The sequence below is a fragment of the Serratia sp. HNCC26DJ244 genome, assembly GCF_057180565.1.
Window position 1 is genome coordinate 41,658 of the sequence record NZ_JBXUGO010000003.1, and the last position, 14,409, is coordinate 56,066.

Genomic DNA, 14,409 nt, shown 5'->3' on the forward strand with positions numbered 1-14,409 from the left:
TGAGTAAATAATTAACGACAAGCGCCATTAATTGAGTTTGTTAATCAGGTCCATCATTTTCAACTGGCTGTCCGAGGACACTTTACGGACTTCCAGTTCGATACCGCGATCGTTTAATTTCTTAAACGCCTCGATGTCTTTCTCATCAATGGAAACCGCGTTATTCACTTGAGTTTTCCCTTGACGGAATGCCATGCCACCGATATTGACTGACTTGATATCGACGCCACCTTCCACTAAACGACACACGTCGGTAGGGTTGGTGAATAAAAGCATCACCCGCTCACCGGCATATTTAGGGTTGTTCCAAACGCGAATCGCTTTTTCCACATCCACCACATGCGCCGTCACTCCAGGAGGGGCAACCTGAGTCAAGAGCGTTTTACGCACATGGTCAGCGGCCACTTCATCACTGACGACGATGATACGCCTAACATTGGTTTCTTTGGTCCAGCGAGTGGCGACCTGCCCGTGAATCAGGCGATCGTCAATACGAGCCAAACCGATGACCATATGGTCTTCAGGGCCGAGAGGGCGCTGTGGTTGTGGGGCTTTTTTCTGTACAGGGGCAGGGGTACTGGGTTCTTCGATGGGTTTTTTCAGTGCTCTAACGCCGCCACGCCCGGTTTCCAATGCCAGGGCGACCAGCTCGTCAAAGCTAAGGTTATCATCGCGAGCCATAAAAGTTTCCACCAGCATCGGAATATTGACCCCGGTGATCACTTCATAGTGCTCTTTATCAACGGCGATACGGCTGGCGGCATTAAACGGACTCCCGCCCCAGGTATCGACTAGAAACAGGACGCCATTACTGGTATCGAGCTCGCTGATTTTCCAATTATATTTCTCAATTAACGTTTCAGCATTCTCACCGGGAACGAAATCTATATAGGCGGTATTATGCTGCTCACCCAATAGCATTTCTGCTGTTTTTAGCAGTTGTTCTGCTGCAGTCCCGTGTGTGCCGATGATAATAGCTATTGCCACTCGCTACCTCCTTGATGAACTTAAAGCATGAATTACGCTTTTCACATTATCATGCTAGTCGTTACGACTGTGCTACAGATACATTATGGTAGAAAAACTCGTTTCGTGTAGTTTCAAAAACCTATCAGAGCCCGCTCTCGTTAACGTGATTTATTTTATGGCATGAAAAAAATAAATTATGTGACATTGCTCAGCTATTGATAGAAGGATTAAGCCTTTAGGATTATATACCTACCGCCTACCATCCAGAGGGGCTAGTCACATTGTACTTTGATTGCCAAACCCCCACGTGAGGTTTCACGGTATTTGGCGTTCATATCTTTGCCGGTTTCATACATAGTCTCGATCACTTTATCCAGCGACACACGGGGTTCACTGGTGCGTCGCAGCGCCATACGGGCAGAGTTAATGGCTTTCACAGCAGCGATTGCATTGCGCTCAATACACGGGACTTGCACCTGACCGGCGACGGGATCACAGGTCAAACCCAGATTATGTTCCATACCAATTTCTGCAGCGATGCAAACTTGCTCTGGGCTGCCCCCCAGCAGTTCAGCCAAACCGGCTGCCGCCATTGAGCAAGCGACGCCCACCTCACCCTGACAACCCACTTCGGCACCCGAAATAGAGGCATTCATTTTATACAAGGTGCCGATGGCCCCTGACGCCATAAAGTAACGCAGCGCGATATCTGGGCTGACGGACTCGATAAAGTGATCGTAATACGCCAGCACTGCCGGCACTATGCCGCAGGCCCCATTGGTGGGGGCGGTGACTACCCGCCCACCGGCGGCGTTCTCTTCATTGACCGCCAGGGCAAACATATTGACCCAGTCGATCACATTCATCGGGTCATTAGAGAGCTTGTCGGAAGAGACCAGCAGGCGGCGCAAGGCCGAAGCGCGACGAGGAACGCGCAGTGGGCCGGGTAGCAGACCTTCGGTGTTCAACCCGCGATCAATACAGGCGAGCATGGTTTGCCAGATAGTTTTGAAATAGGTATCGATATCCTGCTTGCTGCGTAGCGCCAACTCGTTCTGCAGCACCATCCCGGACAGCGAGAGGCCGCTGGCATGGCAGTGGGCCAGCATCTCACTGGCTGAATGGAACGGGAAAGGCACCGCAACTTCATCAGTTTCGGTTTTGCCGAAGTGTTCTTCATCAACAATAAAGCCACCACCAATGGAGTAGTAAATTTTGCTATACATCAGTTGATCGCCAGCAAAGGCGTTGAACTGTAGACCGTTTTCATGCAGTGGCAGGTTGTCACTGCGGAACACCATGCCACTGTCCTGCGGGAAGTCCACTTCATGCAAACCGTTGGCCAGCATCAGGCGTTGGCGCTGCTTAACGTCCTGGACAAAACCGGGGATGCTATCAATATCGACAGTGTCCGGTTGGTTACCCGCCAGGCCAAGCAGAATGGCAATATCGGTATGGTGACCTTTGCCCGTTAACGAAAGTGAGCCATAAATATCAACGGCGATACGTGTCACCGTGGCCATCAAGCCATGCTTAACCAGCTCGTCAACAAACTGTTTGCCGGCTTTCATTGGCCCGACGGTGTGAGAACTGGATGGACCGATGCCGATCTTGAACATGTCGAAAATGCTAATCATGTTAAAACTCCTATAGAGGCCTATTGTTATGGTTATTTTGGTCAAAAACGATCGGCTAAGTTGATCGCATAAGTTGATCGCAGTGCTTTTACATGCGGACCTGTTGGGCCAGACGGCGAATAATGGCGGCGGTAAGCCCCCAGATAAATTGGCTGTGATACCAAGAGAGATAAACTCGGTGCGGGTGGCCTCCGCGCTGAATATCCAATGGATAGTAACGCGACAGCATCAGCGCCTGTTGGAGTGGCATTTCAAACACTGTGGCGACTTCATCTTGATTGGCATGAAATTCGATATCCGGCGGTAGCAGGCCGATAACCGGGGTGACTTGAAAACCGGTACTGCTATCGAGCGGTGCCAACTGACCGAGTATTTGTACTTTGTGGGGGGGAATAGCCACTTCTTCTTCCGCTTCACGTAATGCGGTGATAATCGGTGAATGGTCGTCAATATCGGTTTTGCCCCCAGGGAAGGCGACCTGGCCTGCATGTTTACGCAAAGTATCAGCCCGACGAGTGAGCAACAACGTGGGTTCTGGCCGGCGAATAATCGGGATCAGTACGGCGGCGGGGCGTACCTGTTGATACCGTGATGACGCCGGTTCCTCCGGCAGTTGTAACTGAAAGCGGCGAATAAAATCAGCCAGTGGCAGCGGATTATCTTGATAGCTCATGAAACGGTAAACTCCCCCAGCAGTGGCAAGATACGGCCTACTTTATCAAAGGTTTCCTGATATTCCGCCTGCTCCTGGCTATCAGCAACAATACCGCCACCCGCAGAGCAGAATAGGCGGCCATGTTCAGTGAACAGTGTGCGAATGGTAATATTACTGTCCATGGTGCCACAGAAACTAATATAGCCAATACTGCCACAATAGGCATTGCGGCGTTGTGGTTCCAGCTCTTCAATGATCTCCATGGCGCGCACTTTTGGCGCACCGGTGATAGACCCCCCTGGGAAGCAGGCGCGCAGTAACTCGCTGGCGGAAGTGGTCTCCGGTAAGGTGGCGGTGATGGTACTGACCAGATGGTGCACCGCTGGGAAGGGTTCTACCACGAACAGTTCAGGGACCCGTACCGTACCGGGTTGAGCTACGCGGCCGATATCATTACGCAGCAGATCAACGATCATCAGGTTTTCTGCCCGATCTTTGGCGGAGTTAGCCAACATTTGTCTCTGCTCCGCGTCCTGTGCGGCATCTGCCAGGCGTGGCAGGGTGCCTTTGATAGGGCGGGTCTGGATTTGCTGGTTGGCCAACCACAGAAAGCGTTCCGGTGACACGCTGAGCACTGCATTTTGCGGCAAACGCAGAAAAGCCGAGAAGGGCGCGCGGTTGCTAGCACTTAACTGGCAGAAAGCTTGCCACTCATCCCCTTGATAAGGGGCGGAAAAACGTTGCGTTAGATTGATCTGATAACAATCACCACTCAGCAGATAAGCCTGGATGCGGCGAAACTTTTCACCATATTGCTGACGCGTCATATTGGCTTGCCAATGCCCGGTCAAGGAGAACGGCTCGGTAGCGTAACCGGGCTGCTGACTGAGCCACTGCCAACGCTGTTCCACATCACCATAGCTGAGCAGGGTCAATTTTTGCTGATGATGATCGGCGATTAAGGCCCAGTCATAAATACCTACCGCCATATCTGGCAAGGTGATATCCGCCTGTGCCCGTTGTGGCAGTGTTTCGATACGTCGCCCCAAATCGTAACCGAATAGCCCTAAGGCTCCACCTTGAAACGGTAGCTCGCTATTCGCCGAGACAGTTATGCCCAGAGCATCGAGCTGCTGTTGCAGCAGTTTAAACGGGTCTTCTGGTGAGCAAATAGTGCCGTTTGGCTGCTGGATCTGGGTCACTGCACCCTGCGTGGTTAATGTCACCTGCGGGTCGGCCACCAAAATATCAAAACGGTTATGTGAGTGTTCGGCAAACCCGGAGTGAAGCAACATTGCCCATGGCTGTTGTGCTAATGGTGCAAACAGCGCTAGCAACGTTTCGCGGTGATAGGGCAACGATTTAAGATTAGGGGTGCTGACACTCATGGTATTCACTTTATCTGGCTAGTGGAAACGGTGTTATGGGTTAAGGTTGAGAACTAAATTCAGGCAAATGGCTGTTGGACTGCATCTTGTCTCAACTTGGGTATATAATCCATACCTATATTTTACTGGGGAGCAGCAGATGTTCGCAGGAATGCCATCTTTAAGTCACCAACAGCAGCAAGAAGCGGCTGAACGAATCCATGACCTAATGGAGCAAGGTATGAGCAGTGGCGAAGCCATTGCCATCGTGGCGCAAGAAATCCGCGAAGCCCATAAAGATGACCGGGTTACCCATATGTTTGATGATGAACCGGATCAGCCAACAGTCAGTGACTATCTTGAAGAAGATGATGATACTGGCGAGGAGCATGACGACGATTAAATGGTCGTGATTTAATGGCATTGGGGGCGGCATCCCGCCCCCAAATATCCCCGCATTATTCAAACCAAAGCACAGAGGATAGTGATCACCACTTACGGTAATACTTTGATTTCCGCCGCTGCCTGTTTCGCTAGGGCTATTGCTTGTTCAATCTCAGGTGCCGTGGCCAGTGCCACCCCCAGGCGACGTGTGCCGCTGATTTCCGGCTTACCGAATAATCGCACCTGGTTGTAACCGCTGAGTGCGCGATTCAAACCCGTGAAACGGACATTATTGCTATTAAGCTCCGGTAGAATTACGGCCGAAGCTGAAGGCCCGAACTGCCGGATGGTGTTAATCGGCAAGCCAAGGAAAGCACGGACGTGCAGTGCAAACTCTGAAAGATCCTGCGAAATAAGCGTGACCATGCCGGTATCATGTGGGCGAGGGGAAACCTCACTAAAAATCACCTCATCACCACAAACAAACAGCTCAACGCCAAACAGACCAAAGCCACCTAAGGCCCGCACGATATTCTCGGCGATGGCTTGGGCACGACTCAAGGCCAGTGGAGACATTTGCTGAGGTTGCCAAGATTCCCGGTAGTCCCCCTCTTCCTGACGGTGGCCAATGGGGGCGCAGAAGTAGATGCCATCAATGGCATTAATGGTCAACAAGGTGATTTCGAAATCAAAGGTGACCAGCCCTTCAACAATCACCCGCCCACCACCAGCGCGGCCGCCTTGTTGCGCATACTCCCAGGCTGCACTCAATTGTTGTTGATCACGAATCAGCGTTTGCCCTTTGCCGGATGAGCTCATCACGGGTTTGACGATGCAGGGGTAACCTATTTCCGACACCGCCTGCTGGAATTCCTCTTCATTACTGGCAAAACGGTAGCTGGAGGTTGGCAGGTTAAGGGTTTCGGCCGCCAGGCGACGGATACCTTCACGGTTCATGGTGAGGCGAGTGGCCTCGGCACAGGGCACCACGCGATGGCCAAGCTGTTCCAGTTCAACCAGCATATTGGTGGCGATAGCTTCAATTTCAGGCACGATATAATCGGGGCGCTCCTGCTCGATCACCGCTTTCAATGCTTCTCCATCCAGCATATTAATAACATGACTGCGGTGTGCCACATGCATTGCGGGTGCGTTGGGGTAACGATCAACCGCGATTACTTCCAATCCTAAACGTTGGCATTCAATGGCCACCTCTTTGCCTAACTCGCCAGAACCGAGCAACATTACACGGGTGGCCGCAGGGCGCAGGGCAGTTCCAATTGTTAACATAGTTTGGTACCTGGTTTTCTGTTGGGATTAATGGGAGTTGGAGCGCCGTCAGTATATACGAAAACGATTGCAAACCTGGTCTGAGCACATAACTGGCGATTTTGCACTGTCACGGAGAGATAACCCAGGGTATCAATCTGGAAATGACCTTAAATCTGTTATCATTAATACTCGAACCGCTGCTGACCATCACAGCGCCACTTTTTCACTGACTATAAGAGTTATTGCCGTGAGCACAGCTTCCTTTTCTTCCTTGCCATTACCCGCCGAACAGTTAGCCAACCTAAATGAACTGGGGTATGCCGAAATGACGCCGGTACAGGCCGCCGCCTTGCCCGCCATCCTGCAAGGGCAGGATGTGCGCGCCCAAGCCAAAACGGGCAGCGGTAAAACGGCTGCATTTGGTATTGGGGTGCTGGATAAAATCAATATTCCGCTGGTGGCGACGCAAGCGCTGATCTTATGCCCGACGCGTGAGTTGGCCGACCAGGTCAGTAAAGAGTTACGCCGCCTGGCCCGTTTTGCACAGAACATCAAAATATTGACCTTGTGCGGCGGCCAACCGCTGGGGCCTCAGTTGGATTCGTTGGTTCATGCGCCGCATATTGTGGTGGGTACACCGGGGCGGGTGCAGGAGCATTTGCGCAAGAAAACCCTGATACTGGATGCCATGCAGGTACTGGTGTTGGATGAAGCGGACCGCATGCTGGATATGGGGTTTGCCGACGAAATTGATCAAGTGATCAGCTACACCCCAGCGTCACGGCAAACACTGCTGTTTTCTGCCACTTACCCGTTAGGCATTGAGCGAATCAGTGCCCGGGTGCAACGCACGCCATTCGACGTAGTGGTGGACGAGAGCGAGGAACTCACCAGCATTGAGCAACGTTTTTACGAAACCACCCGTGACCAACGGCTGGCACACTTGGTTGCGGTAATCCGCCACTATCAACCCGCCTCTTGCGTGGTGTTCTGCAATACCAAACGGGATTGCCAGAGCGTCTACGAGGCGCTTGATGCCTATAATATCAATGCATTGGCACTGCATGGTGACTTGGAGCAGCGCGACAGAGACCAAGTGTTGGTGCGTTTTGCCAACCGCAGTTGCCGGGTATTGGTAGCGACGGATGTGGCTGCCCGTGGTCTGGATATAAAAGAACTGGAACTGGTGGTTAACTACGAACTGTCATTTGACCCCGAGGTGCATGTTCACCGTATTGGCCGTACTGGCCGGGCAGGCTTAAGTGGCCAGGCGATTAGCCTGTGTACCCCGCAGGAAATGGTGCGAGTGCATGCCCTTGAGGAGTTTTTGTCCATGGCGGTCACCTGGGGCCAGGTGTCAGAGTTAAAGGGTGCCGCTGACGCTGCCCTTGAAGCGGAAATGGTCACCTTGTGTATTGATGGTGGGCGCAAAGCGAAGATCCGCCCGGGTGATATTCTTGGCGCGTTAACTGGGGATGCCGGTTTAACTGCCGCAGAAGTGGGCAAGATTGACCTGTTCCCGGTGCACGCTTATGTGGCCATCCGCAAGGCCAGTGCCCGCAAAGCGTTACAACAACTGCAGCAGGGGAAAATCAAAGGTAAAAGCTGCAAAGTACGGTTGTTGAAATAAAAGTGCGGTTGTTGAAATAGGCGCCGGGTTGGCATGATAAGCGCTATATACACAAGTACAATCAAGTTACAGGTAGGCGGCAATCGAATGAATCCCTAGGAGCATAGATAACTATGTGACTAGGGTGAATGAGAGCAGCCAACAACGCTGTAGCTTGATTGGCGAAGAGTATGCGGGATGATTAAACCATGATAACACCACCAAAAGCACAAAAACGGCCTTACCCCATTACGGTCCATGGCGACACCCGCGTGGATAATTATTACTGGTTACGTGACGACCAACGGGAAGATGCTGAGGTTTTGGACTATCTGCAGGCTGAAAACGCCTATACCGCCGCACAGCTAAAACCGCAGCAAGCCCTGCGTGAAACGCTGTACCAAGAAATGGTGGCGCGAATTCCGCAGCAGGAACACTCCGTACCCTACGTAAAACGCGGTTTCCGCTACCAGACCCGCTATGAGCCTGGCAATGAATATGCGGTTTATCTGCGTCAGCCAGAGGCCACTAGCGAGCACTGGGAGACCTTGTTAGACGGCAACCAGCGGGCGGTAGGCCACGAGTTTTATACCCTGGGTGGCTTGGAAGTCAGCCCGGACAATCAACGCCTGGCGGTGGCGGAGGATTTTTTATCACGGCGACAATACGACATCCGCTTTAAACTGCTGAGTAACGCTAGCTGGGCAGAAGAGGTGTTAGCGAATACCGCAGGCAATTTTGAGTGGGCCAATGATTCAACCAGCGTGTTTTATGTGCGTAACCATGGGCAAACACTGCGCTCTTATCAGGTCTATCGCCATATTATCGGCACGGATCCGCAGCAAGATGTTCTGGTCTATGAAGAGTTGGACGATACCTTCGACGTCAGCCTAGGGAAAACCACCTCTGAACGTTATATCCTGATCTACATCAACAGCACCACCACCTCAGAAGTTTTGTTGCTGGATGCCGATTGCGCCGACGCGCCGCCGCAGATGTTTGTCGCTCGCCGTAAAGATCATGAATATGCCGTTGATCATTACCACCACCATTTTTATATTCGCTCCAATAAACAGGGCAAAAATTTTGGCCTTTACCAGAGCGATGTCACTGCAGAACAGGCCTGGCAAACGCTGATTGCCCCGCGTGTTGAAGTGATGCTTGAAGGGTTCAGTCTATTCCGCGACTGGCTGGTGGTGGAGGAACGTACGGCGGGGTTAACGCAGTTGCGGCAAATCCATTGGCACAGTGGTGAAGATAAACCCATCACCTTTGACGATCCCGCTTACATGACCTGGTTAGAGTACAACCCCGATCCTGAAACAGCGCTGCTACGTTATGGTTATTCCTCTATGACCACACCCACCACCATTTATCAGTTGGACTTGGATAGTGGTCAGCGGCAGCAGTTAAAACAGCAGGAAGTGAAAAATTTCACCGCGCAAGATTACCGCAGTGAGCGACTGTGGGTGACGGTGCGTGATGGGGTAGCCGTACCGGTATCATTGGTTTACCGTGCTGATCGTTTTACCCATGGGGCAAACCCGTTGCTGGTGTATGGCTACGGCTCTTACGGTTACAGTATCGACCCGACATTCAGTGCCAGCCGTTTAAGCTTGCTGGATCGTGGTTTTGTCTTTGCGTTGGCACATATCCGTGGTGGTGCGGAGTTAGGCCAGTGCTGGTATGAAGATGGCAAACTGTTTAACAAGAAAAACACCTTCAACGATTTTATTGATGTCACCAAAAACCTGGTAGAACGGGGATATGGCGATGCTAAGCAAGTGTTTGCCATGGGGGGCAGTGCAGGGGGATTGTTGATGGGGGCGGTGGTCAACCAGGAACCGCAACTGTTTAACGGGGTCGTTGCCCAAGTGCCGTTTGTGGATGTGGTGACCACCATGCTGGATGACACCATCCCATTAACCACCGGCGAATACGATGAATGGGGTAACCCCAACGATAAGGCCTATTACGACACAATGTTGCAATATAGCCCTTATGACCAGGTTAAAGCCCAGGATTATCCCGCTATGTTGATCACCACCGGGTTGCATGATTCCCAAGTGCAGTATTGGGAACCGGCGAAATGGGTGGCGAAACTGCGTGAATTAAAAACCGACGATCATCAACTGTTACTGTACACCGATATGGATGCTGGCCATGGCGGCAAGTCTGGGCGCTTTAAAGCCTACGAGGATATTGCGTTGGAGTACGCCTTTATTATTTCGTTAGCAGAATAGATATACTGATAGCCGTTGCCATTGATGTCGCAGTAATAATGGCTGCTGTTTAATGGCGACGGCTACATTTTCTCTTCAGCTTAATAAAGCGTTAATACTCGATGGGGGATTACTGGTGAATCAGGAATTGATCACCCGATGGGCTCCCTTTTTTGGCACGTTTATCAGCACGTTTTTCGGCAGGTGTTTTCACCGGTTTTTTCTTCGCATTTTTCTTGCTATCCAATCCCTTACTCATGATGGCCTCTCTAATACCTTATGATTGGGTGGGTTGCTATGCCATTAACCCCCTTACCACCAGTAGAAGCAAGCAATAAAAAAATAAAAAATACAACGTGTTGTTAATCCACTGGTTATACTTTATCAAAATGTTCAAAACAAAGTGGTGGTTATATTTTGCGCCACTTCGGTTTTGATAAAAGCAGACATATCACAAGATGGAAATAGCATGGAACAATTGCGCGGTTTATATCCACCATTAGCAGCGTATGACAGCGGTTGGTTAGATACAGGTGATGGGCACCGAATCTATTGGGAATTGAGTGGTAATCCACAGGGTAAACCGGCACTGTTTCTTCATGGTGGGCCCGGTGGCGGCATTTCACCCAGCCATCGGCAACTATTTGATCCACAACGCTATAACGTGTTGCTATTTGATCAGCGCGGTTGTGGCCGTTCTAAGCCCCATGCCAGCCTGGAAAATAACACCACTTGGCACCTGGTGGACGATATAGAAAGATTGCGCCAAATGGTGGGTATCGACCAATGGCTGGTGTTGGGGGGCTCTTGGGGTGCCACCTTGGCCTTGGCTTATGCGCAAACATACCCGCAACAGGTCAGTGAAATGGTATTACGCGGTGTTTTCACCCTGCGTCAACAGGAACTGAATTGGTATTATCAGGATGGTGCGTCACATATCTTCCCGGATAAATGGGCGCAGGTATTGTCCATCTTGTCAGCAGAAGAGCGTAAAAATGTGATTGCGGCTTACCGACAGCGCTTGACCTCATCGGACCGCCAGATACAGCTCGAAGCAGCCAAATTGTGGAGCCTGTGGGAGGGGGAAACCGTGACACTGTTACCCAGCAGTACGGCGGCTACTTTTGGTGAAGATGAGTTTGCCTTGGCGTTTGCCCGCATTGAAAACCATTACTTTACCCATCAGGGATTTCTCACCAGTGATGACCAGTTACTGAAAAATGTCCCACTGATCCGCCATATTCCTGCGGTGATTATTCATGGGCGCTACGATATGGTCTGCCGGTTACAAAACGCTTGGGATCTGGCGCAGGCTTGGCCGGAAGCGCAACTGCAAATTGTTGAAGGGGCAGGGCATTCCACCAATGAACCGGGTATCCAGCACCATGTGATCCTGGCGACTGACCATTTTGCTGGCAAATAACCGCCAGCAAGCCATCATTATGGTTAGCGCGGTTATTTCACTTTGGGTTCGTAAGGCAGACGAGAGAATTTATGTGATTCGGCGCGATAGTGCGCTACACGTTGACGGAAATAATCGCGCAGATGTTCTGGTTGCTCACGCTCCATCATCTCTGGGATCACCGGCATATTGTAGCGCTCTTTGAAGGCGACCCCGGATGCAGCCAGATCAACGTTGACCTTATCCATCTCATCTTTGGAAAGTTCAGCCAGATTGTAACTCATGGTATTCCTTCATTTGGCAATATCAAAACAGGCAGAAGGTAATCTACCCAAGTGCACTTGGCAAGTCACAAAGCGCAGTTTTACCCTCAGCCATAACTGAGTTTGCATTGTTACCAGCGACTTCACAGATTTGACCTAGGGTAGTCGTTGTAAATAGCAATCATTTTCATAATCAGGTATGTTGTATTATCTACGATTCAACATGATAACTATCCTTATCACCCCAATAATATCAAAAGGAATCATTATGTTAACCAAAGATATGGTCAGCAAGTTAAATGAGCAACTCAACCTGGAGTTTTACTCAGCAAACCTTTACCTACAAATGAGTGCCTGGTGTAGCAACAATGGCTATGAAGGGTCTGCCGGTTTCCTGAAAAAGCACGCAAAAGAAGAGATGCAACATATGCAGCGTCTGTTCGATTACGTGAATGACACCGGTGCTTTACCCTTGCTGGGAAGTATTGAGGCCCCACCGGTAGAATTTGATTCACTGGCTGATGTTTTCCAGAAAACCTATCAACATGAGCAACTGATCACTGGCAAAATTAATGAGTTAGCTCACGCGGCAATAACCAGCCATGACTACTCCACCTTCAATTTCCTGCAATGGTATGTTGCAGAACAGCATGAAGAAGAGAAACTGTTTAAATCCATACTGGATAAGTTGGCTTTGGTGGGGAACAGTGGCAATTCATTGTTCTTTATCGATAAAGACCTGCAGAAAATGGCTGCCTTTGCACCGACGAGTAATAGCTAAATGAACTTATGTTGCAGCATGCGACATGCTGCAACTAATAATAAAAGGGTGTGGAATGTTCACTAAAATTCGCCTGCTTGGCACGATTGCTGTGCTGTCTCTCGGATTGTTTTCTCAACCTCTGTTGGCTCATGCGCATTTGAAAACGGTGGTCCCGGCGACCGGCAGCACCGTAAGCCCGGCACCGAAAGTGCTGACGCTGAACTTTTCTGAAGGTATCGAGCTTAATTTTAGTAAGGTCAAAGTAAGCGGCCCCGATAATCAGCTAGTCAAAACGGGCAAGTTGGTGCTGGCCCCAGATAACAACCAGCAGATACAGCTACCGTTTGAAACTGAACTGACGGCAGGGAAATACCACGTTGACTGGCAGATTGTTTCTGTTGATGGTCATAAAACCAAAGGCCAATACAGCTTTACAGTAAACTGATCAATGACCCTGGCAACTTTGTTGGTATTATGTCGCTTTCTGCACTTTGCAGCGGTGATGTTGATATTCGGTTGCAGCCTGTTCACCCTGTTTTTGTCGCCACAGCGCACATCCCCCCTAGTTAACCGCCATTTCTACCCACTGCAGCGCATTGCTGTCTGGGTTTCCGCTTTTACGGCAGTATTGATGCTAGCAGTGCAAGCAGGCTTGATGGGAGACGGTTGGGGTGATACTTGGCGCCCGACTATTTGGTGGGCAGTATTAGGCACTACGTTTGGTAAAGCCTGGTGCTGGCAGCTACTGTTTTCATTCTTGGCGCTATTGGCGTTGTTGCTACAGGCAGCAAAACGTGGCCCGGCATTGATGCTATGCGCACTATTGCTGCTGCTCAATCTGGCGTTTGTTGGGCATGCCGTGATGCATAGCGGTGCGTTGGGTATTTTGCACCGTATTAACCATGCCGTGCATTTGCTTGCCGTAGGCTATTGGTTTGGCAGCCTAGTCCCCTTTTTGATCTGTTTGCGTTACCTTCCCCAACCGCAGTGGCATAAGGATGTTGTGGCCGCATTGATACGATTTTCCCGTTGGGGCCATGGTGCAGTGATTTTGGTCATCATTACCGGAGCGAGCAATAGCCTGATTATCTTGGGCCATTGGCCGCGGGAGATGAATTCTGCCTATCAGGGCCTGCTGTTATTAAAAATCGCCTTGGTGGCATTAATGGTCCTGGTGGCATTGGCAAACCGTTATGCAATCGTCCCCGCCATGCGCGCAAGACCTAAACTAGCACAAAGTGGCTTGGTAACAGGCTGTTGGTTGCAATTGATATTAGGGGCCTCGGTGCTATGGTTGGTGAGTTTATTGGGGACTTATTCTCCGGTATAACCCGCTACATCACTTGCAGCTTTGCACCGCTTGCGGGAAAATCGAATCATATTGCAATTTAAGGCCATGATATGAAATCTATAGTTATGGGTATTGCCCTGCTGATCACCGCGACGGGCGCAGTGGCAGCAGATAAACTGGTGAATATCAGCAAACTGGAGTACGGCAAACAGTGGGCGTTTATCAAAGAAGAAGTGACGCTGCAATGCCGCAAGGGTGGGGCGCTATTTGTGCTCAATAACAGCACGCTAATGCAATATCCTCTTAATGAAATTGCTCAGGAGCAGGTAAAAACCGGCCAACAAAGGGCTCAACCACTGGCGGCGATCCTGCTGGATGACAGTGATCACCCGGGCCAAAAGATGAATGTGGAGCCCTTCCGCCAAAGAGCTCAACAGTTGTGTGAGGACTAATCAATCGGCTGGCTAAATAATGTCATAAATGTTTACAATTTGCTCACATTGTATGTCATTAATTTCTATCCGTTATTAACAATGACCGTGCATTTGGCTGGCAAAACAGAGGGGCTGGGCTAC

The 14,409-nt window shown here is 50.5% G+C and carries 15 protein-coding genes; 8 read left to right on the forward strand and 7 right to left on the reverse strand.

The window, feature by feature from the left end; translation table 11 throughout:
* Positions 1–27 precede the first annotated feature (27 nt).
* The 4 genes from manX to pabB form a co-directional block, all read right to left on the reverse strand.
* Positions 28–987: a PTS mannose transporter subunit IIAB gene (gene manX, locus AC2A06_RS03255; RefSeq protein ID WP_484379336.1), complete on the reverse strand. Its 960-nt coding sequence runs from the start codon at positions 985–987 to the stop codon at positions 28–30.
* Positions 988–1,241: 254 nt separating this feature from the next.
* Positions 1,242–2,606 (reverse strand): L-serine ammonia-lyase, encoded by a 1,365-nt coding sequence (locus tag AC2A06_RS03260; protein WP_484379337.1) that lies wholly within the window; start codon positions 2,604–2,606, stop codon positions 1,242–1,244.
* A gap of 88 nt (positions 2,607–2,694) precedes the next feature.
* Positions 2,695–3,279 carry a CoA pyrophosphatase gene (locus tag AC2A06_RS03265; protein ID WP_484379338.1) on the reverse strand — a complete coding sequence of 195 codons (585 nt, stop codon included), beginning with the start codon at positions 3,277–3,279 and terminating at the stop codon, positions 2,695–2,697.
* Entirely contained in the window at positions 3,276–4,649 is a 1,374-nt protein-coding gene (pabB, locus tag AC2A06_RS03270; protein ID WP_473197916.1) for an aminodeoxychorismate synthase component 1, read from the reverse strand. The genes AC2A06_RS03265 and pabB overlap by 4 nt, the downstream gene beginning before the upstream one ends.
* 139 nt (positions 4,650–4,788) lie before the next feature.
* Here pabB and AC2A06_RS03275 point away from each other — a divergent pair, with 139 nt between their 5' ends.
* Positions 4,789–5,031 carry a YoaH family protein gene (locus AC2A06_RS03275; RefSeq protein WP_473197915.1) on the forward strand — a complete coding sequence of 81 codons (243 nt, stop codon included), beginning with the start codon at positions 4,789–4,791 and terminating at the stop codon, positions 5,029–5,031.
* A gap of 92 nt (positions 5,032–5,123) precedes the next feature.
* On the opposite strand, the gene purT is transcribed toward AC2A06_RS03275, so the two are convergent.
* Positions 5,124–6,302 (reverse strand): formate-dependent phosphoribosylglycinamide formyltransferase, encoded by a 1,179-nt coding sequence (purT, locus tag AC2A06_RS03280; protein ID WP_484379339.1) that lies wholly within the window; start codon positions 6,300–6,302, stop codon positions 5,124–5,126.
* Positions 6,303–6,531: 229 nt separating this feature from the next.
* Here purT and dbpA point away from each other — a divergent pair, with 229 nt between their 5' ends.
* Both dbpA and AC2A06_RS03290 read left to right on the forward strand, forming a co-directional pair.
* Positions 6,532–7,914 (forward strand): ATP-dependent RNA helicase DbpA, encoded by a 1,383-nt coding sequence (gene dbpA, locus AC2A06_RS03285; RefSeq protein ID WP_473197914.1) that lies wholly within the window; start codon positions 6,532–6,534, stop codon positions 7,912–7,914.
* Positions 7,915–8,102: 188 nt separating this feature from the next.
* Positions 8,103–10,136 carry a S9 family peptidase gene (locus tag AC2A06_RS03290; protein WP_484379340.1) on the forward strand — a complete coding sequence of 678 codons (2,034 nt, stop codon included), beginning with the start codon at positions 8,103–8,105 and terminating at the stop codon, positions 10,134–10,136.
* A gap of 109 nt (positions 10,137–10,245) precedes the next feature.
* On the opposite strand, the gene AC2A06_RS03295 is transcribed toward AC2A06_RS03290, so the two are convergent.
* A complete protein-coding gene (locus tag AC2A06_RS03295; RefSeq protein WP_473197912.1) occupies positions 10,246–10,374 on the reverse strand; it encodes a hypothetical protein in 129 nt (42 codons plus the stop codon).
* Positions 10,375–10,584: 210 nt separating this feature from the next.
* Here AC2A06_RS03295 and pip point away from each other — a divergent pair, with 210 nt between their 5' ends.
* Positions 10,585–11,538: a prolyl aminopeptidase gene (gene pip / locus AC2A06_RS03300; protein WP_484379341.1), complete on the forward strand. Its 954-nt coding sequence runs from the start codon at positions 10,585–10,587 to the stop codon at positions 11,536–11,538.
* A gap of 32 nt (positions 11,539–11,570) precedes the next feature.
* Here pip and AC2A06_RS03305 read toward each other — a convergent pair whose 3' ends face one another.
* A complete protein-coding gene (locus AC2A06_RS03305; protein ID WP_023491812.1) occupies positions 11,571–11,801 on the reverse strand; it encodes a DNA polymerase III subunit theta in 231 nt (76 codons plus the stop codon).
* Positions 11,802–12,048: 247 nt separating this feature from the next.
* Here AC2A06_RS03305 and ftnA point away from each other — a divergent pair, with 247 nt between their 5' ends.
* The 4 genes from ftnA to AC2A06_RS03325 all read left to right on the forward strand — a co-directional run bounded on the left by ftnA (position 12,049) and on the right by AC2A06_RS03325 (position 14,286).
* Positions 12,049–12,561: a non-heme ferritin gene (gene ftnA / locus AC2A06_RS03310; protein ID WP_484379342.1), complete on the forward strand. Its 513-nt coding sequence runs from the start codon at positions 12,049–12,051 to the stop codon at positions 12,559–12,561.
* A 55-nt stretch (positions 12,562–12,616) separates the two neighbouring features.
* Complete coding sequence (copC, locus tag AC2A06_RS03315; protein ID WP_473197909.1) at positions 12,617–12,988, forward strand: copper homeostasis periplasmic binding protein CopC; 372 nt, start codon at positions 12,617–12,619, stop codon at positions 12,986–12,988.
* 3 nt (positions 12,989–12,991) lie between these two features.
* The gene (copD, locus tag AC2A06_RS03320; RefSeq protein ID WP_484379343.1) at positions 12,992–13,873 is read left to right on the forward strand and encodes a copper homeostasis membrane protein CopD; all 882 of its coding nucleotides are present in this window, start codon (positions 12,992–12,994) and stop codon (positions 13,871–13,873) included.
* Between the two features lie 71 nt (positions 13,874–13,944).
* A complete protein-coding gene (locus AC2A06_RS03325; protein ID WP_023491807.1) occupies positions 13,945–14,286 on the forward strand; it encodes a YebY family protein in 342 nt (113 codons plus the stop codon).
* Positions 14,287–14,409: the final 123 nt, after the last annotated feature.

Bases quoted from the DNA above. Each gene is read 5' to 3' on its own strand.
- AC2A06_RS03260 (WP_484379337.1), bottom strand. From the start codon at position 2,606: ATGATTAGCATTTTCGACATGTTCAAGATCGGCATCGGTCCATCCAGT.
- AC2A06_RS03265 (WP_484379338.1), bottom strand. From the start codon at position 3,279: ATGAGCTATCAAGATAATCCGCTGCCACTGGCTGATTTTATTCGCCGC.
- pabB (WP_473197916.1), bottom strand. From the start codon at position 4,649: ATGAGTGTCAGCACCCCTAATCTTAAATCGTTGCCCTATCACCGCGAA.
- AC2A06_RS03275 (WP_473197915.1), top strand. From the start codon at position 4,789: ATGTTCGCAGGAATGCCATCTTTAAGTCACCAACAGCAGCAAGAAGCG.
- purT (WP_484379339.1), bottom strand. From the start codon at position 6,302: ATGTTAACAATTGGAACTGCCCTGCGCCCTGCGGCCACCCGTGTAATG.
- AC2A06_RS03290 (WP_484379340.1), top strand. From the start codon at position 8,103: ATGATAACACCACCAAAAGCACAAAAACGGCCTTACCCCATTACGGTC.
- AC2A06_RS03295 (WP_473197912.1), bottom strand. From the start codon at position 10,374: ATGAGTAAGGGATTGGATAGCAAGAAAAATGCGAAGAAAAAACCGGTG.
- pip (WP_484379341.1), top strand. From the start codon at position 10,585: ATGGAACAATTGCGCGGTTTATATCCACCATTAGCAGCGTATGACAGC.
- AC2A06_RS03305 (WP_023491812.1), bottom strand. From the start codon at position 11,801: ATGAGTTACAATCTGGCTGAACTTTCCAAAGATGAGATGGATAAGGTC.
- ftnA (WP_484379342.1), top strand. From the start codon at position 12,049: ATGTTAACCAAAGATATGGTCAGCAAGTTAAATGAGCAACTCAACCTG.
- copC (WP_473197909.1), top strand. From the start codon at position 12,617: ATGTTCACTAAAATTCGCCTGCTTGGCACGATTGCTGTGCTGTCTCTC.
- copD (WP_484379343.1), top strand. From the start codon at position 12,992: ATGACCCTGGCAACTTTGTTGGTATTATGTCGCTTTCTGCACTTTGCA.
- AC2A06_RS03325 (WP_023491807.1), top strand. From the start codon at position 13,945: ATGAAATCTATAGTTATGGGTATTGCCCTGCTGATCACCGCGACGGGC.